This window comes from Thermoleptolyngbya sp. C42_A2020_037 (assembly GCF_015272455.1).
Lineage (GTDB): Bacteria > Cyanobacteriota > Cyanobacteriia > Elainellales > Elainellaceae > Thermoleptolyngbya.
The window spans coordinates 65,818-88,476 of sequence record NZ_JACYLP010000018.1 but is presented as its reverse complement, the minus strand read 5'-3'; the positions used below and the strand labels follow the sequence as shown (position 1 = coordinate 88,476).

Sequence of the window (22,659 nt, the reverse complement as noted above, 5' to 3'; positions counted from 1 at the left end):
GCTTTAGGCATAAAGCTTTTAGACATAAAGCCCTTAGACATAAAGCCCTTAGACATAGAGCTTAAGCATGAGCAGCAATACCCGCGCCTTCCTGCTCAAGATAGATTGTTTGGTTCCGTTTGGTTTGGTTCTGTTTAGTGCGGCGGCAAAAAGCAGTCTGGCGATCGCGCTCCGTTCACGCTTCAAAGCAACACCCTTCGCTAATGCTAACCCCAAGCCCGCCGAACGGAAAAATTTGGTTAGGATTTCGGGACGTGGGATGAGGAATCTTGCCCCGGATTGGGCGATCGCCGCTGCACAATGCCCTGCCGAAAGCCCAATACCACCAGCACATTCGCCAGGGTCAAAAATGCCTCTGCGCTGCCGTGTAGCCAGTCCACGTTGGCCAGCGACTCACCCACCACCCGCTCCGCGTAGATTCCCGCTGGAATCGTCACCGCCACAAACACCAGCGTCATATAAAACCCCACCAGCGCCAGTCGGGGCGTGTTGCCTGCCTTTGTCAAAAACCATAAAAAGCCGAGGTAGGGGAAGAGCGACAAGGCGAAGAGGGTTTCTTTGGAAAACATTGCAGAGAGCAGGGTGGGAGTTTTGCAAACTAGACTGGAGATCGGGAAGAGGAGGCGACGGCGGTTGCGGATGTTGAGGAGTTGCAGTTGCGGCTCTGGTGGCATCTGAGGAAAGTCCGGGCTCCCGAAAGACCAGACCTGCTTGGTAACGCCAAGTGCGCGTGAGCGTGAGGATAGTGCCACAGAAACATACCGCCCAGGCGATTTGAGATTGGCGATTGGCGATTTTGGAGGCAATCCTAAGTCCAAAATCCAAAATCCAAAATCCAAAATCCTAACCCTGGGTAAGGGTGCAAAGGTGCGGTAAGAGCGCACCAGCAGCGTCGAGAGGCGCTGGCTCGGTAAACCCCGGTCGGGAGCAAGGTCGAAGGAGCAACGGTTGGTCTTTTACCGGCTCCGAGGTGCAGTGTATGCTGCATCTGCCAATCCGCTAGAGGTGTCTGGCGACAGGCATCCCAGATAGATAACTGCCCTCGGCTGGCTTGCCAGTGCGAGAACAGAACCCGGCTTATGTCCGCCTCTTCCCTCCTATTTTCTCTAACAGGGCTTACGCACTTGCGGTCAGTTTTCTGGATTTTGAAGGGTTTCTCGTAGGCTGCGCCGCAAAAAATCCTTCAACTGCGTAAGTCCTATCTAATTCAACTGCGTAAGTTCTATCTAAATCTAAATTGTGGGGGCGATCGCCCGTTTGACTGCCAGACTCGCAGTAAGACTCGCAGGAAGACCCGCAGTTTGCCAGGTCTTGCAGACCACTAGAAGAGCGATCGCCCCCTTAAATCGTCGCCTTCAGCCGCGACAGACACTCGCAACACACCCACTGTCGCAATAGCAGCACGGTCATTGGCTCAGACTTAAATCAGCAGCACGGTGCCGTTTTCGTCAACCGACAGGTTAATCGTGCCCGAATCGTCCGAAAGCTGTTCGCTAACGATGACTTGAATCACGTTACCTTCCACCAGCACGTCTACACTCAGCCCGATGTTTGTGCCCAGCGGATAGACCAGCAGGTTAATCGGCAGTGGCAAAAAGCTGGTGGTCGTCGTGCCAAAGGCGGTCTGGCTATTGGGGGCAATTTGCCGTTCGGCGGAGGCGGGCTGCGTCAGGGCGGCGGCAATGGTAGCCCGACCGCCGTTGATAATTTCGATCCGAATGGGACGCGCTGGGTTGACGCGGCCGACTCGCTCTTCGCTGATCTGGGCGATTCGCGAAGCGACCCCTACGGGAATCGCCCCCGGTGCAAGGGCTGTTGCCGTCTGCGCTTGGGCCGGGGCCTCCAGCGGCAGCCCAAGCGATCCGACGAGGGCGATCGCGCTTGCGAGCATCAACTTCAAGCTCATGCTTAAAGTTTGGTGCGATACCCGGCTCAAGGTTATAGTCATGCTCAATTTCATGGGTTTTCTAGAGTCCTAGCTCAAAAAATTTAATTCTGCCGACTGATGCCGACTGATGCTAACTTCGATTGACTTTGGTTGACTAATTGTTGCGGCGTAAAGGGGGCGATTCAACCACGCTCCTTCATCCTGAGCAACATTAGCACCTGCCCAGATTTTCTGAGGATTCGCAGCACGACACCAACTTTTTTCCAAACCATGCAATAATACTTATTGACTGAAGGGGAGTAGCTATCCGGCGCGTTCCGGAAACCTGAATCAACACACTGGGGATGACCCTGGTTCAGGTAATGCACATGGGCTGTCGCTAAGAGCGCTGACCGAGCATTCAGTGAGACCTTCACTAAGTCCACCGTCGGAGTGGGCTTGGTGGAGTGCGCTGCCTCTCATCGAGTCCACTCAGGCTTGTACCTTTATCCTGAGAGGAGATGAGAGCATGGTCGAGGCAGGTTTGTATCAGCCGGGTCTGTTCGAGGCGTTTGTTGCGGGGCTGCTGCTGATTACGGTTTCAGAACTGGGCGACAAAACTTTTTTCATTGGCGTGATTTTGGCAACACGGCATCGGCGATCGCTCGTCTTTTTGGGCGTAGTGGGTGCGCTGGCGGCGATGACGCTGATTTCGGTGATGATGGGGCGCGTGATGTCCCTGTTTTCGCCAGCGGTTGTCCATTACGCTGAGATAGCACTATTCCTGGCGTTTGGAATCCAGCTTTTGATCAAGGGCTGGCGTATGGCTGACGACCCCTGTACTGAGGCCTGCGAAGAGGCGATAGAAACCATCACGCAGTCGGAACAAGTGCTGCCCAAGCGGCCGACCAATTTGGCAGTGGTTCTGCAAGCCTTTGGGCTGACGTTTTTGGCAGAATGGGGCGATCGCACGCAAATTGCCACTATCGGTCTGGCGGCGGCTAAAAATCCCCTTGGGGTATCGGTCGGCGCAATCCTGGGACACGCCATTTGCGCGGCGATCGCCGTCATTGGGGGCAGGCTGATCGCCGGTCGCTTGTCAGAAAAAACGCTGACCCTGCTTGGTGGTGGACTGTTCCTAATCTTCGCGGCGATCGCCACCGCCAACGGCGTTTAACACTCCAACCTCCGATGAACTCCGCATGAAGCTCACCACTCGCGGACACTACAGCGTCAAGGCCCTGCTGGATTTGGCCCTGCAACCGGGCGGCGGGCCCGCCTCCGTGCGGGCGATCGCCACTCGACAGCAGCTTCCTGCACCCTACCTGGAAAAGCTGCTGATCGAGCTGCGGCAGGCAGGATTGGTGAAATCGGTGCGCGGTGTGCAGGGTGGCTATCAATTGGCGCGGCCGCCCGCCCAGATTTCGCTGGGGCAAATTCTAGAAGCAGTCGGGGAGCAGGTCGATCCGCTGCCGCGCCACAGCCCCGACACAGACCAGGCCGAAGACTGGGTGACGCTGACGCTATGGCATCGCCTGCACGACAAGCTGCGCGATGCCATACACAGCATCTCCCTCGAAGATCTATACTTTGATGCCAAAAGTCGCCAGGCGATTCAGAGCGAAACGCCCCACTTTATTGTGTAGTATAGCTGCGTAGTATGTCGTGTAATGTTTCCGTGCAGTGATCCTACCTCTAGTTTGTAGTGCAGACTTTAGTCTGCTTAAGTTTGTAGTGCAGACTTTAGTTTTGCAGTGCAGACTTTAGTCTGCTTAGGTTTGTAGTGCAGACTTTAGTCTGCTTCAGACAGGACAGCCCTAAATTAGGCGACTGAAGTCACCACTACGAGCGTCCAACCTATTTCCGCAGCTTTGAACTCGTGATACTAGCTGGCGGTGCAGTCGCGCAGTGCAGCATCGTCCAGCAGCATTATCTTGAAGCATCGTCTAGAAGTATTGCCTAGAAGTGCTGCCTGACCGTTGCAGAACTTACGATTCCGCGTCGTCCTTGGGGCCGACGGCCATTTGCACAACGAAGGGAACACCGCCCTCTCTATGGTAGCGATCGCCCCATTCCCGCAGCACCTGATCCAGATCGGTCAGCGCGTCTTCGATGCGGTCTTCAGGAATGTCCAATTCTTCCAACACTCGCAATACGCGGGGCTGATACTCCGCCCAGTCACGCATCAGGCGGAAGTAGCGAGCAGTGTCTTCCACCATGATGTAGGTGCGCTCTTCGCGGTCGGCCGGCGAATAGAAGGCGCGGGTGAGCGCATAGAACGGCATTCCCCAGGGCGAATCTACCCGCGTCACCGTACCGGAGTAGAGCAGGCGGCGCTTGATATGCTCAGACAGCGCTTCGCTCATGGGCAGGCGGCGGTCTTCGGGCAGGTCTTCCTGCGATCGCTCGTGCAGAAACTCGATGATGTCCATGAACTGGAACGAGTTGATCAACTGCGCGTCCGGCAGGTTGGGCGGCAGTTTCTCTTCAATCTGGCGCTTTTCTTCCATTGTCAGGCTGCTGCCCGAAATGCGCGATCGCCCCGGCTGCCAGGGAAACTGCTCCATCCACACGTAGGGCAACTGAATCAGGTAGCGCGGCTCCTGAGAACCCAGCATCTTCAGCAGCTTGCCTTCAGTGAGTGCCTGACGCACCTCTTCGACAATGACCTTCACCCGCTTGGGTTCGATGTGGTGCAAATGCCCCGTCATCCGCAGGTTTTGATCCTGCTCTAGGTAGGTCATATAAATCGCGCACTTGGCAGCAGTGGCCGCTGCGTCTAGAAATGCGCCGTGGCGGTGTCCGCCCGTCCGCATTGCGCTAAATGCCAGGTAGAGCATGATCTGATCCATCGCACTCGGACTCAGGCGCTTGATCAGATCCAAATCATTAGTCATCTTGTTACGAAGAGCCGTTGCAATAAGTGGGTATCAGAATGGTTGCAGACTGTGCGATTGGCAACGTACAGTCTTTACGAAAATACCCCTAGCTTAAACCATATCGCCAAATTCTGAACAGAGCTTTAGCGGGTCTAAGCTGGAGGCTACAAGGGTTGCAAGTTGCCAAGGCAATCCTGCAATCTTGTTGCGATCGCCGCTCAACAGGTTTCCCTGCTAACGCAGATTTGTAAATCAGACAGGTAGTGGTGCTCCCTTCAAACAGTCTGGAGATCGCCCAATCCCGGCCAAGGCTGGAGCAAACTTTTTGGGCAAATCGGCGAACTTTCGCTTCGTAAACTTGGAAACCGTAGTTCTAGGGCTTATAGACGTTTTCTAACCGGAACGTTTTGCACAGGAGAATGATTGCTACTGATTTGACAAACTGCATCTGAGCGAACAAACCTGACTCTGTTATACCAGGCGTTTCCTGAGCGATTCACTAGGCATTTGCCGGATATTTTCCGAAAATTTGCCGAGTTTTGGCGGAATCCTTGCCACGAGCCGTCAGGAAATTGGCTGGGGCGCTGATCAGATACTTGTGCGCTAGAAGTTGGCAGGGAGTGATGCGATATCGCTGTATTCAGTTTTCGGGCAATTCAGTTGCTTAAACGGTTGCTTGAGCAGGCGAGGCATTTCGAGTGTGCAGCCGCAGACAGGTTAGGGCTGGTCAGGAGCAAGTCGTCGTGCAACGTCCGCTGCCGCGATGGAATTGATCGCTAGCAGGGGGCGTAGCGCCCGTTGCCATTTGGCCATAAATCGACCGAGAGAAAGAGGCCGAGGGCAGATTTGCATCAGCCAGAGTGCTAACGAGCGCTGGCAGCGCAACAAACAGGATTAATAAGTTGGCGGTCAGCATGAGAGCATCCGTGTAAAGGTTTCTACTCTCTGTTACGGAGACCCCTCAAACTGATCAGGAAAACTCGTTAAAAGAGTTACGTTTTCTGCTAGAAACCAACCGCCTGATAGATTGACTTTTCCCAAAAGGTTGGCCCACTGCGGCGTTTGGAGTTGCCGAAGCTGCGCGTCAATGTCTGCATCCAGCGTAACTATGGTTAACGACAGGGCGGCAGAGAGGGGACTGGGTAAGGCTTGGACCGGCTGCAGGGAGGCGATCGCCCCTTCTGTCAGCGTTACTGTGTAGGACTGCGACGCGAGGGGATGAATCAGCCCCCGCACGGCGGACGAGGCGGGCAATCTGGACTGGGGCGATCGCGCTGCTGCGCCCACCACGGGCCGCCCTGGCACATTGCCATCGGCCGGATACTGGTCGGGATGATCCAGGTAATGGCGCTGCCAGTGCAGCCAGTCGGGATGATCTGGCGGCAGGTTAAACAGCGGCACCACAGCAGCCGGAGCAATGGGATCGGTCAGCAGCGCCTCTTGCAACTCGCGCACGGGCAGGTTGTGAGGGGAGCAGCCTCGCTCGATGCACAGCGCCGCCGCCATGCCCGCTGCCTGCCCCAACCCCAGAACGACGGGCTGTAGCCGGGTTGCGCCGTTGGCAATGTGCGACACAGAGATATTCTTCTCGCACACCAAAATCCCTTCGACCGCTTCTGGCACCAGGCAATCGTAGGGCAGGGAAAACAGCGTCCCCGTCCAGCGTCCGCCCCAGCGCAGCGACTTGGGATGCAGCGGAAACTCGTAGCCGGGATAGTGGTGATCGTTGGGATAGTTGCCGAGGGCGATCGCCGTGGGTTCTCCCTGCTCATTGACAGGCAGCGCAGCCACCTGTCCCCCTGGGATTGGCAGAATGTCCGGCTCCGTGACGAGCGATCGCCCCCGCAGCCGCCGACTCTCGCGGTAATAGAGATGCAGCGCAAAGGCACTGCTGCCCATTCTGTGCGACGCTGCCGGAAAGGTTTTGTCCGCCAGCCCATAGCGCCGCCCCAATTCAGTCTGGATGAAGTGGGCAAAGCCCTGGGCGTGGTTTCGGGCCTCTTGATCGAACTCGCGCCGCGCTTTAGCAGACTGCACCAAGCGGTTCAAGTTGTGCCCATAGTCGTTGCCGTGATGGGGCCAGTTGATCATGAAGCGATCGCCCGGCAGCCGCCCGTAGTTGAGAAATTTCTCCGGCCCATAGCCATCCCACGCGCCCTCAAAACAGATCGGGTCATAGTCTGGTGGCGGCGGAATTTTGGGAGCCTCCGCTTCGCCAAAATCTTGCAGCACCACAACCCAGGTGGGCGCTTGCACGGGATATTGCTCCGTCAGCAGGGTCGGTTGCAGCGGAGCGCTCGGCTCGTTCCACTCTGGCTGAAACTCCCAACCCCAGCGGTAGGGCACGTCGCCCAGCGCCAGCAGGTCGCCGAGTTCCGTGCCGTCGAGGGTGATTTGCGCGTGGATGGTGAACTCCTGAAAGCGCACGCCCGTAATGCGATCGCCCTCGCGCAGCACCGCCAGCGGCGTTTGCCCCGTGATCCAGCGCAAATTGGGGAGCGCCTGCACCCAATCGGCAAAAATGGCCGCCCCAACGCCTGGATCATAGGTAAAGAAACTGACCCAGGCGTGATCCAGTCCACCGGGCTGACGTGCCGAGAGCGATCGCAAAAATGCCCCCCAGAGTCCTGTCTGGAGCGATCGCAGTTCGTTGCCATCGGGAGCGCTAACGCCTGCACTCGTGAGCATTCCCCCCAGCCAAGAGAACTCACTCACCAGCACCACTGACGCACCACGCCGTGCCGCCTGGATCGCTGCCGCTGTGCCGCCTGTGCCGCCGCCGACGACTAAAACATCTGTGGTCAGACTATCCAGACTGCTATTCCTCGTCTTCTAGCTCGTCGTAGTCTTCATCGTCCGCGTCGGGCGGCGCAACTGAGTTTGCAGACACTACCGCACCCATCTCCAGCTTTTGCCGCACCAGTTGATCCACCTCTTTGGCAAAGTCGGGATTTTCCTCCATGTATTTGATGGCGTTGTCGCGGCCTTGGCTAATGTTTTCGCCGTTGTAGCTATACCACGCCCCTTTGCGAGTCACCACGCCAGTCTCTTCCGCCAAATCCATCAAGCAGCCGTAGGTGGAAATGCCCTGCCCAAAAATCACATCAAACTCCGCTACGCGAAACGGCGGTGCGACCTTGTTTTTGGCGACCTTGACCTTGGCGCGGATGCCGTATTCTTCGGTTCCTTTCTTCAGCGTTTGAATCCGGCGAATGTCCAGTCGCACCGAGGCGTAGAACTTCAGCGCGTTGCCGCCTGTGGTGGTTTCGGGGTTGCCGTAGGAGATGCCGATTTTTTGCCGGAGCTGGTTCAGGAAAATGACGCTACAGCCCGTTTTGCCAATGTTCCCCGTAATTTTGCGAAGCGCCTGACTCATCAGCCGCGCCTGCAAGCCGACATGAGTATCGCCCATTTCGCCCTCGATTTCGGCGCGGGGCACCAGCGCTGCCACCGAGTCCACCACAACCAGATCGATAGCGGTAGAGCGCACCAGTTGATCTACAATTTCGAGCGCCGCCTCACCCGTGTCGGGCTGGGACACCAGCAGATTGTCGATATCCACACCCAGGTTTGCCGAATAGGTCGGATCAAGCGCGTGTTCGGCATCTACAAAAGCAGCCGTACCGCCAGATTTCTGCACTTCGGCAATTGCATGGAGTGCCAGCGTGGTTTTCCCAGAACTCTCCGGCCCGTAAATTTCAATTACCCGTCCCTTCGGCAACCCACCGCCCAGCGCCAGATCGAGCGTCAACGCACCCGTGGGAATGGTTTCCACCTTCATGCGGCTGGCATCCCCCAGACGCATAATCGTGCCTTTGCCAAAGTTGCGGTCGATTTGGGACATTACCATGTCCAGCGCTTTCCGCTTTTCGGCGCTCTCTTTAGATTCTTTGGGTTCCGATACTTTGCTATTGTCAGTCGCCTTAGCCATTAGGGCCTCTTCTAGATGCAGGAGGGGACAGATGCGGGAGGAGCGAGCAGGAGTGAATTATTTATGAAAGCAAACAGCCTAGAAGACAAGTAGTCTGTAAAAGGGTCACCTTGTTCCAAAGCCAGAGATGAATTAACAAATCTCAGCAATGAATCTAATGAATCTTTAGTTTAAATCTCTCACTTGGATTCGGAAACGCCACTTTTGAGTCTAAATCTGATTCTGTCTCAATTTGATCTCTTGATTGATTGTGATTTGATTGATTGTGATTCAATTTGCGATCGCCGTCTGAGGACGCTTTATCTGAGGACGCTTTAGAAGTTTGATACGCTAATCCTGGAGATTTCGATACGTCTGTACTATTCTAGTACAAGAATCTTGTTCCTGGTAGTCGGCCAGGTCGCTGATTGTGAAGTTTATTGCCGAGTCAGCCTTTAGACTCCAAGTGTGCCCAGTTTTGAACCCTAGCCCCCAAGCCTCGCTGTGTCTTCTTCTCTGCGCTATCCCAATACAGCCCTGTCGGTAGGGGGGCTGACCCACTACATCCAGTCCTTGCTGGAAGACGATGAGCAGCTTCAGCAGGTGTGGGTAACGGGCGAAGTATCAAGCGTGAATCCTCACCGCAGCGGCTTGTTTTTGACGCTGCAAGACCCGGATGAGCAGGCGGCGATCAACGCGGTGGTGTGGAACAGCCAGCTTGATCGGCTGGCGGTGATGCCTGTGCGGGGTGAGCAGGTGATCGTGCTGGGACAGATCAAGGCGTATCCGGCGCGGGGCAGCTATCAGCTCACAATCTGGCAGGTGCTGCCCGCGGGCGAAGGGCTGCGATCGCTCCGTCATCGGCAACTGCGAAATCGGCTAGAGGCGGAGGGGCTGTTTGACCCAGACCGCAAGCGCCCGCTTCCGCCCCATCCCCGCGTGGTGGCGGTGGTCACGTCGCCGCAAGCCGCCGCCTGGGGCGATATTCAGCGCACGCTGTCGCATCGCTATCCAGGGTTGCGGGTGCTGCTGTCGCCTGCGATGGTGCAGGGCGAACTGGCTCCGCCCTCGATCGCCCAGGCGATTCGCCGGGTTGAGCGGGACGGGCGGGCAGACGTGCTAATCCTGTCGCGGGGCGGCGGCGCAGCGGAAGACCTGGACTGTTTTAATGACGAGCGCGTGGTGCGGGCAGTGGCGGAATGTGCCATCCCAGTGATCACGGGCATCGGGCACCAGCGGGATGAGTCGCTGGCTGACTTGGCGGCCGACCTATGCGCCCACACGCCAACAGCGGCGGCTGAGGCGGCAGTTCCGATTCTAGATGACCTGGTGGAAGAGCATCAGCAGCGGTGTTTGGCGCTCTACCGCGTTGCCGCCGAGCGGATTGAGCAGGCGCAGCGGCATGTTGTACGACTGCGCGATCGCCTTTCCCGCCTACGGCTCGATCGCCAGGTGCAGCAGCGCATCCAGGTCGTTGCGTCCCTGCGCCAGCGGCTCATCCGCAGCACCCAGCAACGGCTCCAGCAGTCCCAGCAGCATACGCTTTACCTGCGCCAAACCCTGCAAACCCTCGACCCGGCAGTAGTCCTGCGCCGGGGCTATGCGGTGGTGCGGCAAGAAAATGGGGCGATCGCCCGCTCCACCGAAACCTTCCACCCCGGCGATACGCTGACGATTACCCTGGCTCAGGGTGAACTGATTGCCGAAGTGAAAAGCATCTCATAAGACACAATATGTACATGTGCAAAGAATAATAAATGTCTGCTTCTCGCCCCGAAATCTGGAGCGACAATAGTGACATAAGTATTAGTACTCAACTGGCAAGGGCTAGGGGAGGTCGACAAATGAATAAAATGAACAATCAGGGAGCAGACGAATCCTCATTATCCTCATCAGATGGATTCACTCGCGTCGCGCTCTTGACTAGCTACCCGCTCTACTGGCGCACGAATGACAGGGATGCAACTGACCACGCACGAGCAATCCACAAACTAATTCAATTGTTCTTAGACATACCAGGGGCGAGCTTGGGTGTATCTAGTCAGGGCAAAGCTTGGAATTGGCTAGACCCTCAGGCGGCTCAGCAGTGGAATGATGAAATGAAAAGAGAGTTTGAGGCCTACGCTGTTCAGCTTCAAACTGCGTCGTCTGAAGCTAAATTTCGAGACGCTTTTAATAAGCGCCAGTGTATGTTTTTTGCGCCGCTTTATCCCCAGAACTTTTTGGCAGCCCTAAAAAAACACTTCAATGGAACACTTCGCGGGGAACAACTTTGTCTCTACATTGAGCAAATCCTAAGTTCTATCGATTGGTCTTCTTGCTCTATCTTCTGGTCACTTTCATTTGTTCAATTCAAGCTCAGCCAAGATCGCTTAATCTACAACCCGATATTGGCTTTGTGGAGCAGCTACCCGATAGGCGGCTATTGGGCCCCGCCACCGTCTAATGATCTGCAATCTCAACCCGATGCCGTTCCCAATTTGTCTTTGGATGAGGCAAGCTTCTTGCTGCAAGACGTGATGTGGGGCAAGTTGGAAACAGTCTTTGCAAAGATCAGATCCTTCTGTGGTTTTGGCATAGCACAGCCAGAATTTGCAAAGGACTGCGAAGCAATATCCCCCGTTTTTTACTTTGCTCAATATGTTAACTCGCCCTCCTGCCCAGAAGAGTTAGCAGCTAAGAAATCGGATAGCTTGTATCCCCTAGTCAAAACCTGTCTTGGGTCTGATGATCCCTTTGCAAAAGAAGTAAGCGGGGGCGTATTAGAAGGAGACTTCTTGACACTGCGGCGTGCCCAAATTAGCAGAGATTTCTACCATCCCCGATACTTGACTTTTCCACTTCGCAAAGGGAAAATTTTCACTGAACAAGAATTAGAAAGAGATTTACATTTTATTGCTGATCAACTCAGCTACCTGGAGTTTTCGATCGCGCATGAATTACGCCTGATTTCTACTGAATATGAGCCTTTGCGATCTCGACAAGCTCGGTGGGGCGGAACTCTGGACGGGCTGAGTGAGTTGATTAAGAATGCTGTCAGTTTCTTGCCAACTATCAGCGGCGGGCTTCTGAAAAAAGTTTACCTGGAGATGGAAAAACTCTCACTTCCATTGCGACAAGTTCAATCTTCGCTAGAGAAAGTAAGCAGCGATGTTGCTCAATTGAAGCGGCAATTCGACGGCTATCGAGATGGAACAGAAGACTTTTGGGATCGAAATCTGACGTATTCTCCTTGTCAGGATACTCATCTCAATGATTTGCGAGAAGCCCTGCTAGATGCTTACCCTTATCACTACTGGAAACAGCCCCTGCAATCTTTGAAGGAATGGGACGAACAACTGTTAGGGAGTGTTGGACGCTCTGTAGAAACCGTGAATTCGATGCTACAACAAGCCGACCGGATGACGCAGGAAAGCTTGGAGGTATGGACTCGTCGCCTTGGCATTATTGCAGCACTTGCGGCTCCTGTTTTGGCACTTCCCAATTTTATTGATCTAAAGCTCGATTCAACGAGCCTTCCACAAACCTTATTTGGCCAGGTTTTTCACGAAGTGCAAGATTTGCAGACGGTGATAGGCTACCTACTAGGTCTTGCTTTAGCAGCCCTCTTTGTTGCATCGGCAGCATTTCTCGTTTCCTTGCTTTGGGGCTTGGTTTCCAAGAAGAAATCAGAACAGTTTGTTTCTGGTATTCGCACCTTTAAGGATTTGGTAAAACAGTCAGAGCGCTCTTGCGGCGACTTTAGAAAGCTAGAGCAACTAGATGCGGAAGCCTGTCAAATTCTCTCTTCGCTATGGACTGAGGCATATGGGTTGCAGTACCCCAGCAATCAGCGCAGCGGTGTGGACTGGCTACTGAACGCTGAAAATGCCTCTAGAAAGTGGTTGAGAATTGCGAAGCTCAAAAGCAAGCGGTCAGGAAGCCCTCTGCATTGGCTTGCGGTTAGGGGTCTAAGTATTTGGCTCTGGTGTCTGATGCAGGTGGAGCATTGCCTTGACCAGTCCGAGTCGCGGGAGATTTATGACTGGCTCCGTCAAAGCCGACGCTTCCGATATCTCGTTTATCTTTTTGACCTCATGCCAACCTGCATTCCCCTACCCCGCGCCCTTTGCATCTATCGTTACAAAGCCCATGACTTGATTTCCAGAACAACAATTTCTGATTGGGATTTTGAGAGTTCCCTCAGAGCCGCGGGTTTCCCTTTAGATATGATTCCTTCTTTGGAGAAATGGCTTCAAGGGTTATATGATGCAGGCGAGCTTGGAGCATCAATCAGCATTGATCGCTTTGTGGATTGCCTGGAGGAGCGAGGGGTGCGAGCTCATCCTGATCCAGAGGTCGTTGAGAGGTGGCAAGGTTCCCTGATCTGACGTAAAAACGATTGATGTCTGGAACTGTTGCCGAAAACGGTTTGCCTGACTCCTGACTCTTAACCCCAATCTTCTAGAAAGTTAATTAAAATCATGCCCCCTAAGAAAACTCCCGATTGGCACTATGAAACGGCGATCGCCCAGGTCGAAAACATCATCGAGCAAATCGAGACGGGCGATCTGGATCTAGCAGCCGTGTTTAGCCAGTTTGCGATCGCCGTTGAGCAACTGAACCAGTGCGATGCGTTTCTGGCGCAGCAGCAGGCGCAGATGACGCTGCTGATCGAAACGCTGAACGACGATGAGGACGAAGATTTTTAGGCGTTTTCTAGCAAGCTGAGGCGAGTGGGGCGATCGCCCTCAACGTCTGACGTAGGACACCAGCGACACACCCAAAATCACCAGCACCACGCCTGCGATGCGAGTCGGACTGGCGGCGTAGCGGGTTAGTCCAAGTGCCCCGTAATGATCCAAAAATAGCGCGGCGATCAGTTGACCCGCGATGGTCAGCGAAAGCGCCAGCGCTGCCCCAATGCGCGGCGTGGTGAAAATCGTAGACCAGACGTAGAGCGTGCCCAAGCAGCCGCCCACCCACATCCACCAAGACGTTTGCGCCAGCGAGGTCGCCGCCGGAAGTGGGTAGCGGGCCACCAGACAAATCGCCAGCGAAGCCAGCGTCCCCGCCAGGTAGGAAATGAACGTCACCTGCATCGGCTCCCCGACATATCGACGCAGTAGCGTGTTAATCGCGACTTGAACAGGCAAAATCGCGCCCCCCGCAAGGGCGGCCAGCAAAAAAACGGTGCGTCCATTCATAATTTGAAGCTCTCTAGCAATTTATCTCGATGCTAAGATACTTGACATCAAGAATATAATGAATATCTTAACATCAAGATTATTGATATCGCTATAAATATGGAGCGGGCAATCGAAGCCCGCTCCAGTCAGGGAAGGCAGCACCGCAACAGATCGACATAATTCCAGTGCAATTCTGGTGCCGTGTGGACGATATGCTAGGTTTCAGCCAATCCTGGACAAGGAAAAAGCCATGAGCATTGACCCTTCCCAAGTCCCGCCCCCTATTAATGGAGCGTTGGGCCGTTTGCCGGAGCATCCCTCGGATCACCCCGACGTTCAGGTAGACACGTCCGTTTTGAATCCTACCCTGTTTCCAAGCCTGCGATCGCCCGTCAACACCACTCTCTATTCCGGCAGCACTCCACCCGCGCCGCCCCCGGTCAATACCTCAATCCTGGGCAATGAGGTCATTTCCTCTGTGGCAACCCCCCGCGTTTCGGTGCTGCCTGATCACACGCTCTCCAGCATTCCCACGCCTACTCAATCGCTGCTGAAAGATGGCGTGCTGCCCTCCATCCCGCCGCCCAAAATGCCGAATTTGGTAGGGTCACAAACCCTGAAGAAGAAGTAGGAGTTTGGTATTAGAACCCGCTCCAAAATCTCCAATTGGGCTTGTGTAGAGCAATCTTCCTGAAGTGTCTACTCCCATGTAGACACGGCGCGAAGTGGGTCGGGGATCGGGGTGTCGGGCGGAAACTCCAGCAGGGTTTCACGCAGACCCAGATAGCCTGACTCGGCAAAAGACAGCAACAGCCGTTGCAACGCGACCCAAACCTCTGGATCAAATTCCCAATCACGGGCGTAGGGGGCATGGGCGGCGATCGCCTTTAGCGCCCAAAAGTAGGTATTTCGCACCTGCGACCCCGTCTTCTTGTAAGGCGGCACATCGTCGCAGTGGAGGAAGAGGAGGTCGTTTTCTAGTCGGGCACGCATGGCGGAAAATAGTTCATTTGAACCATGCTAGCGCCCTAACTGGGATGTCGCAAGCCCTATCGACAGCCAAGGCTGTCTCGCGTAGCCACGCCCGTCACCGGGTTTACGCCCTCAGCGCGATCGCACAATTTGGCGATTTCATAGCGGTCGAGGATGGCGTTGGTAAAGTCTGCCCCCGTCACAGTCACGTCTTCAAAGCTGGTGCGGGTCATGGTGGCATCTTCCAAAATGGCGTTGGTCAGGTCTGCGCCCACCAAAAAGACCCGATCCACCAGCGCGGCGGTCAGGTTGGCATCCCGCAGGTTTGCCCGCAGCATCACCGCTTTGGTGAGAATAGCGTTGCTCAGGTCAGAGCCTTCCAGGTTGATGTCGCGCATCTCTGCGGAGACAAATGCCTTGCCGGACAGGTCTGTGTGCGAAAAGTCCTGCCCTTTGAGGTCTGCGTTATTGTAGTTCACCGTGTCCACAGCGGCGATCGCCGGAACTGCGCTCAGCATCACCCACAGACAGGCCAACCCCACAACCAGGAGCAACCCCAGCCCGCGTGCCACAACCGATTTCACAGGACGCTCGACCATCTCACCGAACCCAAACGCATCGTAGCAGGCATTGATGACTCACTCGGCTTTACTCACGCAGCGAGGGTTACTCACGGGGCTAGCCAGCCGTGTTTGCCAGCCGTGCTTGCCAATGTAACTGCCAATGCTATCTTCTCATGGTTCCTACAAAGACTGCATCTGCCTCGCTGGAGGGCTGGCCGATGCTGGTTCGCTGAGAAGAAGCGACGGGGCTTAGTTCAAAACGTGGTCTTGTCCGCTCGCTGCTCGCTCTACCCAATCAGTGCCAATCCGAATCGTCAAATCCGACTCCAAATCGCCAATCGAGGCCGACACCACTTCGCCCACGCCGAGCGATCGCTGCACGATTGCTGCCCCCTCTAGGTCGCCCCGCTGAGCAATCACCTGGGTTTCGCCTTCCCAGACCGACCAATCTGGAATGACGTAGACGTTGTAGAACCCCTGCTCGCGCAGATAGCGCACCAACCGGCGCGTTGCTCGCCCGTCGCCGCTAGCGTTTTGCACGGCAATGCGGAGGGAACTAGGATCGGCGCTGCGGGCTAGCTGCACATCAATCCCTGGCACCTGGAAATAGTCCCGCATGATGCGATCGCGCTCACGACGGTTCAAGATCCAATAGCTGGCAATCGACTCGTCGGGCCGGCTAAATCGACCGGGCAGCATCACCATCCGCAGGTCACTGCGCTCCATCGTCAGCGCAAAGTTGCCCAGCGCCAGCATTTCCTCTAGTGTTAGGTTGGTATCGACATACTCCTGCATCAGCGCGATAATTTGCGGCAGTTTGGTTACGGTTGCTGGGCTGGCCAATCGATCCTTGAGCGCTCTCAAAAGCTGCTGCTGGCGTTGCACCCGTCCAATATCGCCCTGACCATCGTTGCGGTAGCGGGCAAATTGCTCTGCTTGGTCGCCGTTTAGCCATTGATGGCCTTCTTCCAGGTCGATTTTTAACTTCTGGGTCACGTCCTCGTATTCCATTCGGAAGGGAACGTAGACCTCAATGCCGCCAAGCAGATCGACCAGTGCCCGAAAGGAATCCGTGCTGACGCGCACGTAGCGATCGATCGGCACACCGTCTAGGTTGTGGCTGACGGTCTGGGCGGCCAGGGCTGCGCCCCCTTCCTGGTTCGCGTGATTAATTTTGGCAACCCCATAGCCTGGAATTTCCACCCGTGTATCGCGAGGGATGGACAGGATGCTGGCCGTATTGGCGATTGGATCGACCCGCACCAGCAGCATGACATCGCTGCGCCCGCCCAGGAGGATGTCTTCGGCATCTTCGGGAGCATCCACAAAGTGATCGACCCCCATAACCAGAATGTTGACGGGGCGCGTCACCCGATAGCCAAAACTGTTGGCCAATACTGTGCCTACGCGCTGCCGCAGGTCGCTCTGCGAGTCGCGATCGCCCCTTTCTGGCATCAGAATCGTCAGCGCTGCCCCCAGCGTTGCGGAAACCGTCGCCGTAGAGACAAAGGCCAAAACCCACAGGAACTTGTTCAAAACGCTGCGTCCCTTTGGCGGGGCGGCTGGAGCGATCGCCCGCTTTGGGGAACTAGGGGAAACCCCAGTCGCAGAGGCTCGCGGAGAAGGCGAGTTTACGGGGACTTGACCAGGTTGTTCGGGTTCAGAAAGCTCAATTTCAGACTCAGGATTGGACTGTCTCACTCGGACTCACACCTCGTAACTGCGTTGGCTGCAACTCGTATCCAAACTCTGCGCTGCTTCCGAAATGCCCCCTGTGAAATTCTTAGCAGCAGTTCTAGCCCTTCACCAGTTTATCCAAATGTGTCGTTTTGTATATGATCCCCTTGGGTCACTCGACAAGATGACCTACTCTCCCGCTGGACATAACCTTATCAAACCCCAAGCGATCGCATCGTAAGCTGCGTGACGGTTTTGCAAAGCGACCTTAACCTAAAGCTGCTTCAACCTTAACCTAAAGCTGCTCTCAGTAGTCTCCTGGCTTTCTAGATTCAGGACTTCCGCACTTGCGATCAGCTCTTCTTTGAATTTTGGACAATTTCTCGCGGGCGTAGCCCGCGAGAAATTGTCCAACTACGTAAGTCCTGTAGATAAAAATCCGGTAAAGTCGGCGGTTTTGGGAACCCTAGGCATGAGAAAAGTTTTGTACGATAGGGCGGGATTAGGTAAACGCAGCGGCGTAAACGTGGAGGAGCAAGCAGCATGATTCCAGTGATTCTGGCAGGCGGCAAGGGCGAACGGTTTTGGCCCCTCAGCCGCAAGGCGCGTCCCAAGCAGTTTCTAAGCCTCGACGGTAGCGGCAGAAGCTTGCTCCAGGCGACGGGCGATCGCCTTCTTGACCTTGCGGGTGGATGGGACGGGCTGTGGGTGATCACAGCGGCGCACCTGGCCGATGGCGTACGAGAGCAGATGCCCGACCTGCCAGACGCGAACCTCTTGGTGGAAAGCGAGGGACGAGATACGGCTCCGGCGGTGGCCTGGGCGACGCTAGAAATTGCCCGCCGCTATGGAGAGGAAGCAATCGTCGGCTTTTTCCCGGCAGATCACTGGATTGGCGACCTGCCGGCCTTTCACAATACGCTGCGGGCTGCGGCAGATCTGGCGCGAGAACAGGGGGCGATCGCCACGCTGGGCATTGCGCCGAGCTTCCCCTCGACGGGCTATGGCTACATCGAACAAGGCGACCCAGCAGGGATGTATCTCGACTGCGCCGCCTACCGGGTCAGCCGCTTCACCGAAAAGCCCGATCGCGCCACGGCGGAGGCGTTTCTCGCCAGCGGCCGCTTTAGCTGGAACAGCGGCATGTTCATCTTTCAGGCGGGGGTCATGCTGGCGGAACTGGAAACCCACGCGCCCTACGTCATGCAGCCGCTCATGAAAGACGGCCCAGCAGCCTATCCCAAGCTGCCCAAGCAGAGCATCGACTACGCTGTGATGGAAAAAACCGACCGCGCCTACGTGCTGCCCGTTGCCTTTAGCTGGGACGATCTGGGCGACTGGAATGCTATCGAACGGCTGCTAAAGGGCGACAATCCCAACGTAGAACTGGCGCGTCACGTCGGGCTGGACACCCAGGGCGCACTGTTTTATGCAACCGACGACGAAGATCTGATCGTCACCATCGGGCTAGAAGATACGGTGATCGTGCGCGACCACAAAGTGACGCTGGTGGTGAAAAAAGACCGCACCCAGGAAATCAAGCAAGTCCTCAAGGCGCTGCAAGACGATCCGCAGTACCACCATTTGCTGTAGACCCGTAGATCCGACCGCGTGGGGGCTTTACCGCTTGACCGCAGGGGCGATTCGCGAAGCGGTTCCTACGGGAATCGCCGCTGTCAGGGCTTCTTCTAGCTCGGCGCGGCCAAGCCGCTGTTCCAAAATCCGCATCACCTCGCGCCCAAAGTCGTTGGGGTTTTGCCGCCACGCTTGCAGACACACCTCACCAAAGAAGGAGCCGAGCGGTTCCGGGTTCCACAGCAGCTTTTTCGCCACCCAGGGCAGGTGAATTGCCAGCGGGTCATAGCCCTTTTTCAAAATGCCGTGGTCAAAGGCGTATTGCTCTAGGTGTGTGTGGGGCTGGAGGCCGATGAAGAAAATGGCGGGTTCTACCTTGTCTGCGCCAAAGATGTCTTCTAGAGCGCGATGGTAGGCGATGGTTTGGCGAATCGTGTCAAAGGTTTCGTCGATGACGTTAAAGGAATAGTTGACCGATACCAGGCTATTGAACCCGGCTGCCTTCAGGTCACGGCAGTTTTGCAACACCGTCCGCAGGTTATAGCCCATCCGCATTTTGCGGACGAGTTCCTGAGAGCCGCTGGTGATGCCGATTTCAAAGTAGTTCATGCCCGTCTGCACCATTAGCTCGCAGAGGCGGGGGGTCAGGTTGTCGGCGCGAATGTAGGCGGCCCAGTGGATATCGGTCATGCCCGCATCGACGATTTTTTGCAGCAGTTCCTCCGCGTCGTCGATGAATTTGCGGGCAGGAATAAACTGCGCGTCGGTAAACCAGAAGTTGCGAACGCCGCGCCGATAGAGCTGCTGCATTTCTGCCACCACTTCATCCGCCGGGTTAATCCGCACCTGCTTGCCTTCGACGACGGTGTAGATGCAATAGCAGCAGTTGTGGGGGCAGCCGCGCTTGGTTTGCACGCCGACGTAAAAATCCTGGTCTTGCAGGTAGTAGCTAAATTCGGGCCAAATCTCGGCGATGTAGTCGTAGTTGCACGCGCCTTTTTCCAGCGGGGCGGGCTGCTCGTGAATCAGGCGATCGCGCGGTTTCGTTTCGCCCACCACGTAGCACCGCTCATCCGAAAAATCCTGTCCCCGCAGCAGCTTTTCGAGCAGCGCCTCGCCCTCTCCCACGGAGATAATGCTGCCTTTGGGAAGCATATTGCCCAACTGTTCATAAAACACGCTGACGGCCCCGCCGCCCACCACCAGTCGAACTTCTTGGCAGTAGCGCTGTGCCCGCTTTAGCCCGCGCTTGATCAGACCTTCGTTGCGCCAGAGTTCTGTGAGATAGGACGTGGCCATGCGGAGTCCACCGAGCGCCCCCCGCAATTTGACCAGTGGGTTGCGAGCATAGTAGAACTCGAAAGCATTTTGCAACGGGTTGCCGCCGCGGCCGCCAACCGGGGCGTAGATTTGAATGTCGCGCCAGGAAAACACCAGCAGCGTCGGGCGAAACTCGTCAATGCAGCGGTCGAGCGCGAGGCCAAAATCCAGCGGTGGCACGGCTCCCAGGTCAAAAATGCGCTGCTGCACGTCGGGAAAAACTTTGTGGACGTGGTCAGACAGGTAGACGACACCGATAGGGAAGATGGGATTGCACGGAAGGCGCACATAAAGCACCCGCTCAGACGAGAGGCGATCGCGGCGGGTGAGCGGTGTCGGTGGAGACATCAACTGCGCTGTCATGCTGATTGATCCGGTGAATCTGAGGTCGGAAAGCGTCAAGCCGTAAAGGTCTATCTGTCTATCTGTAGAGATCGCTCTATGGAAACCGATAAGAGGAGAAATCGATAAAAGGCAGGTATCGAATCTGAGACGCTTGTTTATATATCTTTACGATACCATCGACTTTCTTGGCGTGCATCGAAGTTTCGTATCCAGAGAGATTGAAAGCCCCAAAAACACGATAGCCTTCCTGAAGGGCGTTTATGTTGGCCCGACTTTATCGAAGGTTTGCGTGGGTTGACGCGACCTCGCTCTATACCTGGATGTTCGACGAATATCTGATGGTGGATCGCTAGCCTGCCAGAATGCCGAAACAGAGCCAGAGGTAGCGCTGAAAGCCGTCGACAGCCGTTGACTTCATGCGGGGATCACACTCCCGTGAATTTTTGCGTACAGATTGTTGGTAGTTGAGTTTACAGCCTTTGGGATCGTGGGATGTTAGGGTTAAAACACCCACGCAATTACACGAGGCTCCTCACGGCTATGGCGCAAATTATCGATCCCGTCCCCACCGATACGTCAGCTCGCATTCTCTGCTGCTACGTGAACGCGACTAGCAAAATCCAGATCGCTCGCATCACCAACGTTCCTGGCTGGTATTTTGAGCGCGTGGTGTTTCCGGGGCAGCGACTCATTTTTGAGGCTGTACCCGACGCAATGCTAGAAATCCACTGCGGCATGATGGCCAGTGCCATTCTGTCAGACACGATCCCGTGCGATCGCCTTCTGATTGAAGACGAGCTAGACGCGACGTTTGAATCTTCGGAAGCAGGATTTAACAGCGTTCAAGTTCGCCAGGCCTTCGCGGCAGCAACGTCTGCGGAATAGCTCGGCTGAGTTTGAGCGCTCGGTTGCGGGTTTGATCTCCGAGGTTGAGAAGCAAGTTAGAAGGGAGCGCAGATGCTCCCTTTTTTTGCGTCGGTTTTTGTATTCCTGAATGACTGAACCGTTCCGTGGAACCCTTACACCGAACTGTTACAGCGTCAGCGATTGCGCGTCGGTTTCAATCAGCTTGGCCAGGTCTTGAAGGAACGCTGCGGCGTGGGCACCGTAGATAATCCGGTGATCGGCAGTCAGGTTGACCTGCATTTGCGTCCGCACGCCGAATAGTCCTTCTGCGATCGCCACTACCTGCGGGCGGGATGCGCCAATCGCCAGAATCGCGCCCTGGCCCGGCGGCAGGATAGCATCAAAGCGATCAACGCCAAACATTCCCAGGTTGGAGAGCGTAAACGTGCCTGTGCTGTATTCTGCGGGCTGGAGCTGCTTGGAGCGGGCGCGATCGACCAAGTCCTTCCAGGTGCGCGACAGGGTGTAGATATCCATTTGGTCAGCAGCTTGCAGAACGGGCGTGATCAGCCCGCCATCGTCCATCGCCACCGCCACCGCCACGTTAATGCCACTGTTGTACTGAATGCCCTGGTCGGTGTAGGCCGCGTAGAGTAGCGGATGCTTCTTTAGGGTCACGGCAACTGCCTTGGCCAGCAGCGCCGTCATCGTTACGCCCTTGGACTTGATCTGCTTGTAGAGTTTGTCCAGGTTGTCGGTGGTGATGGTGTAGCCGACGTGGAAGGTGGGCACCTCTAGGCTGGCGACCATGTTCCGCACAACGGCATTTTGCAGCGTGGTCAGGGGCACGACCTGGCCCGGCGTGACGGGGGCCGCCGGAGCGGGGGCGGGTTTGGGAGTTGCCGGAGCCGGAGCAGGCGCAGTCACCGGAGCAGCGACCGCAGCCGCAGCCGGAGTCACTGCCGCAGTTGCAGGTTCAGACACTTTGCCAACGGCGGCTTCTACATCTTCGGCAACGATGCGCCCGTGGGGGCCACTGCCTTTGAGCGTGGCCAGGTCAACCTTGAGTTCTTTGGCCAGCTTGCGGGCGCGGGGCGACACGACGAGCCGTCCAGAACTGCCGTTGCTGCTGGCGATCGCCTCTTCCACGGTCGCAGCGACGGGTTCCGGTTCAGCGGCAGGCGCAGGAGTCGGGGCAGCCGGAGCAGGAGCCGAGGCGCTGGCCGCCTTCTGCTTTGCGGCCTCAATCTCCGCCTCGGTTTCGGCAATCAGGGCGATCGCCTCGCCCACTGGAGCCGTGCTGCCTGCGTCCACAATAATCGTTGCTAGATAACCCTCATAGAACGACTCCACATCCATGTCCGCCTTGTCGGACTCCACCACCACCACGGTTTCGCCCTTTTCAATCTTGTCGCCCGGTGCTTTTACCCAGGAAACAATCTTTCCCTCGGTCATCGTAGAACTGAGCGCAGGCATGAAAACTTCGTGGATCATGGAGCGGCTTCCCAAATCGTGAGTAATGGTGAAATGTAAGCTG

19 protein-coding genes and 1 other RNA gene are annotated in these 22,659 nt (G+C 56.0%); 9 read left to right on the top strand and 11 right to left on the bottom strand.

The genetic code is table 11. From position 1 onward, the window contains the following. Window positions 1-239: 239 nt before the first annotated feature. Window positions 240-569, bottom strand: a complete 330-nt coding sequence (locus IGS16_RS05405) for a DUF3593 domain-containing protein (protein WP_068510346.1) — start codon at window positions 567-569, stop codon at window positions 240-242. A 47-nt stretch (window positions 570-616) separates the two neighbouring features. Here IGS16_RS05405 and rnpB point away from each other — a divergent pair. Next, an RNA gene (rnpB, locus tag IGS16_RS05400) (RNase P RNA component class A) lies at window positions 617-1,098 on the top strand. A 322-nt stretch (window positions 1,099-1,420) separates the two neighbouring features. Here rnpB and IGS16_RS05395 read toward each other — a convergent pair. After that, complete coding sequence (locus IGS16_RS05395) at window positions 1,421-1,894, bottom strand: hypothetical protein (protein WP_297083961.1); 474 nt, start codon at window positions 1,892-1,894, stop codon at window positions 1,421-1,423. Between the two features lie 532 nt (window positions 1,895-2,426). Here IGS16_RS05395 and IGS16_RS05390 point away from each other — a divergent pair. Further along, a complete protein-coding gene (locus tag IGS16_RS05390; protein ID WP_297084060.1) occupies window positions 2,427-3,044 on the top strand; it encodes a TMEM165/GDT1 family protein in 618 nt (205 codons plus the stop codon). A 25-nt stretch (window positions 3,045-3,069) separates the two neighbouring features. Continuing rightward, window positions 3,070-3,513 carry an RrF2 family transcriptional regulator gene (locus IGS16_RS05385; protein WP_297083959.1) on the top strand — a complete coding sequence of 148 codons (444 nt, stop codon included), beginning with the start codon at window positions 3,070-3,072 and terminating at the stop codon, window positions 3,511-3,513. A 342-nt stretch (window positions 3,514-3,855) separates the two neighbouring features. Here the strand turns inward: IGS16_RS05385 and hetR are convergent, their stop codons facing one another. The 3 genes from hetR to recA all read right to left on the bottom strand — a co-directional run bounded on the left by hetR (window position 3,856) and on the right by recA (window position 8,677). Continuing rightward, window positions 3,856-4,764, bottom strand: coding sequence for a heterocyst differentiation master regulator HetR (hetR, locus tag IGS16_RS05380; protein ID WP_297083957.1), 909 nt, complete (start codon window positions 4,762-4,764; stop codon window positions 3,856-3,858). Between the two features lie 930 nt (window positions 4,765-5,694). Further along, complete coding sequence (locus IGS16_RS05375; protein WP_297084049.1) at window positions 5,695-7,560, bottom strand: FAD-dependent oxidoreductase; 1,866 nt, start codon at window positions 7,558-7,560, stop codon at window positions 5,695-5,697. Between the two features lie 4 nt (window positions 7,561-7,564). Then, complete coding sequence (recA, locus tag IGS16_RS05370) at window positions 7,565-8,677, bottom strand: recombinase RecA (RefSeq protein WP_172358577.1); 1,113 nt, start codon at window positions 8,675-8,677, stop codon at window positions 7,565-7,567. 483 nt (window positions 8,678-9,160) lie between these two features. Between recA and xseA the strand changes: the two genes are divergently transcribed. The 3 genes from xseA to xseB all read left to right on the top strand — a co-directional run bounded on the left by xseA (window position 9,161) and on the right by xseB (window position 13,347). Continuing rightward, window positions 9,161-10,381 (top strand): exodeoxyribonuclease VII large subunit, encoded by a 1,221-nt coding sequence (gene xseA / locus IGS16_RS05365; protein ID WP_297083955.1) that lies wholly within the window; start codon window positions 9,161-9,163, stop codon window positions 10,379-10,381. Window positions 10,382-10,500: 119 nt separating this feature from the next. Next, the gene (locus IGS16_RS05360; protein ID WP_297083953.1) at window positions 10,501-13,026 is read left to right on the top strand and encodes a hypothetical protein; all 2,526 of its coding nucleotides are present in this window, start codon (window positions 10,501-10,503) and stop codon (window positions 13,024-13,026) included. Between the two features lie 93 nt (window positions 13,027-13,119). Continuing rightward, window positions 13,120-13,347 carry an exodeoxyribonuclease VII small subunit gene (gene xseB, locus IGS16_RS05355; protein WP_297083952.1) on the top strand — a complete coding sequence of 76 codons (228 nt, stop codon included), beginning with the start codon at window positions 13,120-13,122 and terminating at the stop codon, window positions 13,345-13,347. 39 nt (window positions 13,348-13,386) lie between these two features. Here the strand turns inward: xseB and IGS16_RS05350 are convergent, their stop codons facing one another. Continuing rightward, complete coding sequence (locus IGS16_RS05350; RefSeq protein WP_068510327.1) at window positions 13,387-13,842, bottom strand: DMT family transporter; 456 nt, start codon at window positions 13,840-13,842, stop codon at window positions 13,387-13,389. Window positions 13,843-14,074: 232 nt separating this feature from the next. On the opposite strand from IGS16_RS05350, the gene IGS16_RS05345 reads away from it, so the two are divergent. Next, on the top strand, window positions 14,075-14,455 hold the full coding sequence (locus IGS16_RS05345; protein WP_297083949.1) for a hypothetical protein: 381 nt from the start codon (window positions 14,075-14,077) through the stop codon (window positions 14,453-14,455). Window positions 14,456-14,523: 68 nt separating this feature from the next. On the opposite strand, the gene IGS16_RS05340 is transcribed toward IGS16_RS05345, so the two are convergent. The 3 genes from IGS16_RS05340 to IGS16_RS05330 form a co-directional block, all read right to left on the bottom strand. After that, window positions 14,524-14,817, bottom strand: coding sequence for a hypothetical protein (locus IGS16_RS05340; RefSeq protein WP_297083947.1), 294 nt, complete (start codon window positions 14,815-14,817; stop codon window positions 14,524-14,526). A 56-nt stretch (window positions 14,818-14,873) separates the two neighbouring features. After that, window positions 14,874-15,395 carry a pentapeptide repeat-containing protein gene (locus IGS16_RS05335; protein ID WP_297083945.1) on the bottom strand — a complete coding sequence of 174 codons (522 nt, stop codon included), beginning with the start codon at window positions 15,393-15,395 and terminating at the stop codon, window positions 14,874-14,876. Window positions 15,396-15,608: 213 nt separating this feature from the next. Then, window positions 15,609-16,895 (bottom strand): LCP family protein, encoded by a 1,287-nt coding sequence (locus IGS16_RS05330; protein ID WP_297083944.1) that lies wholly within the window; start codon window positions 16,893-16,895, stop codon window positions 15,609-15,611. A gap of 684 nt (window positions 16,896-17,579) precedes the next feature. Here IGS16_RS05330 and IGS16_RS05325 point away from each other — a divergent pair. Further along, the gene (locus IGS16_RS05325; protein ID WP_297083942.1) at window positions 17,580-18,629 is read left to right on the top strand and encodes a mannose-1-phosphate guanylyltransferase; all 1,050 of its coding nucleotides are present in this window, start codon (window positions 17,580-17,582) and stop codon (window positions 18,627-18,629) included. Between the two features lie 27 nt (window positions 18,630-18,656). On the opposite strand, the gene IGS16_RS05320 is transcribed toward IGS16_RS05325, so the two are convergent. After that, window positions 18,657-20,279 carry a photosystem II high light acclimation radical SAM protein gene (locus tag IGS16_RS05320; RefSeq protein WP_297084047.1) on the bottom strand — a complete coding sequence of 541 codons (1,623 nt, stop codon included), beginning with the start codon at window positions 20,277-20,279 and terminating at the stop codon, window positions 18,657-18,659. A gap of 537 nt (window positions 20,280-20,816) precedes the next feature. Here IGS16_RS05320 and IGS16_RS05315 point away from each other — a divergent pair. After that, the gene (locus tag IGS16_RS05315; protein ID WP_297075656.1) at window positions 20,817-21,161 is read left to right on the top strand and encodes a DUF1830 domain-containing protein; all 345 of its coding nucleotides are present in this window, start codon (window positions 20,817-20,819) and stop codon (window positions 21,159-21,161) included. 147 nt (window positions 21,162-21,308) lie between these two features. On the opposite strand, the gene IGS16_RS05310 is transcribed toward IGS16_RS05315, so the two are convergent. Beyond that, window positions 21,309-22,616, bottom strand: coding sequence for a dihydrolipoamide acetyltransferase family protein (locus IGS16_RS05310; protein WP_297083940.1), 1,308 nt, complete (start codon window positions 22,614-22,616; stop codon window positions 21,309-21,311). Between the last annotated feature and the right edge of the window lie 43 nt (window positions 22,617-22,659).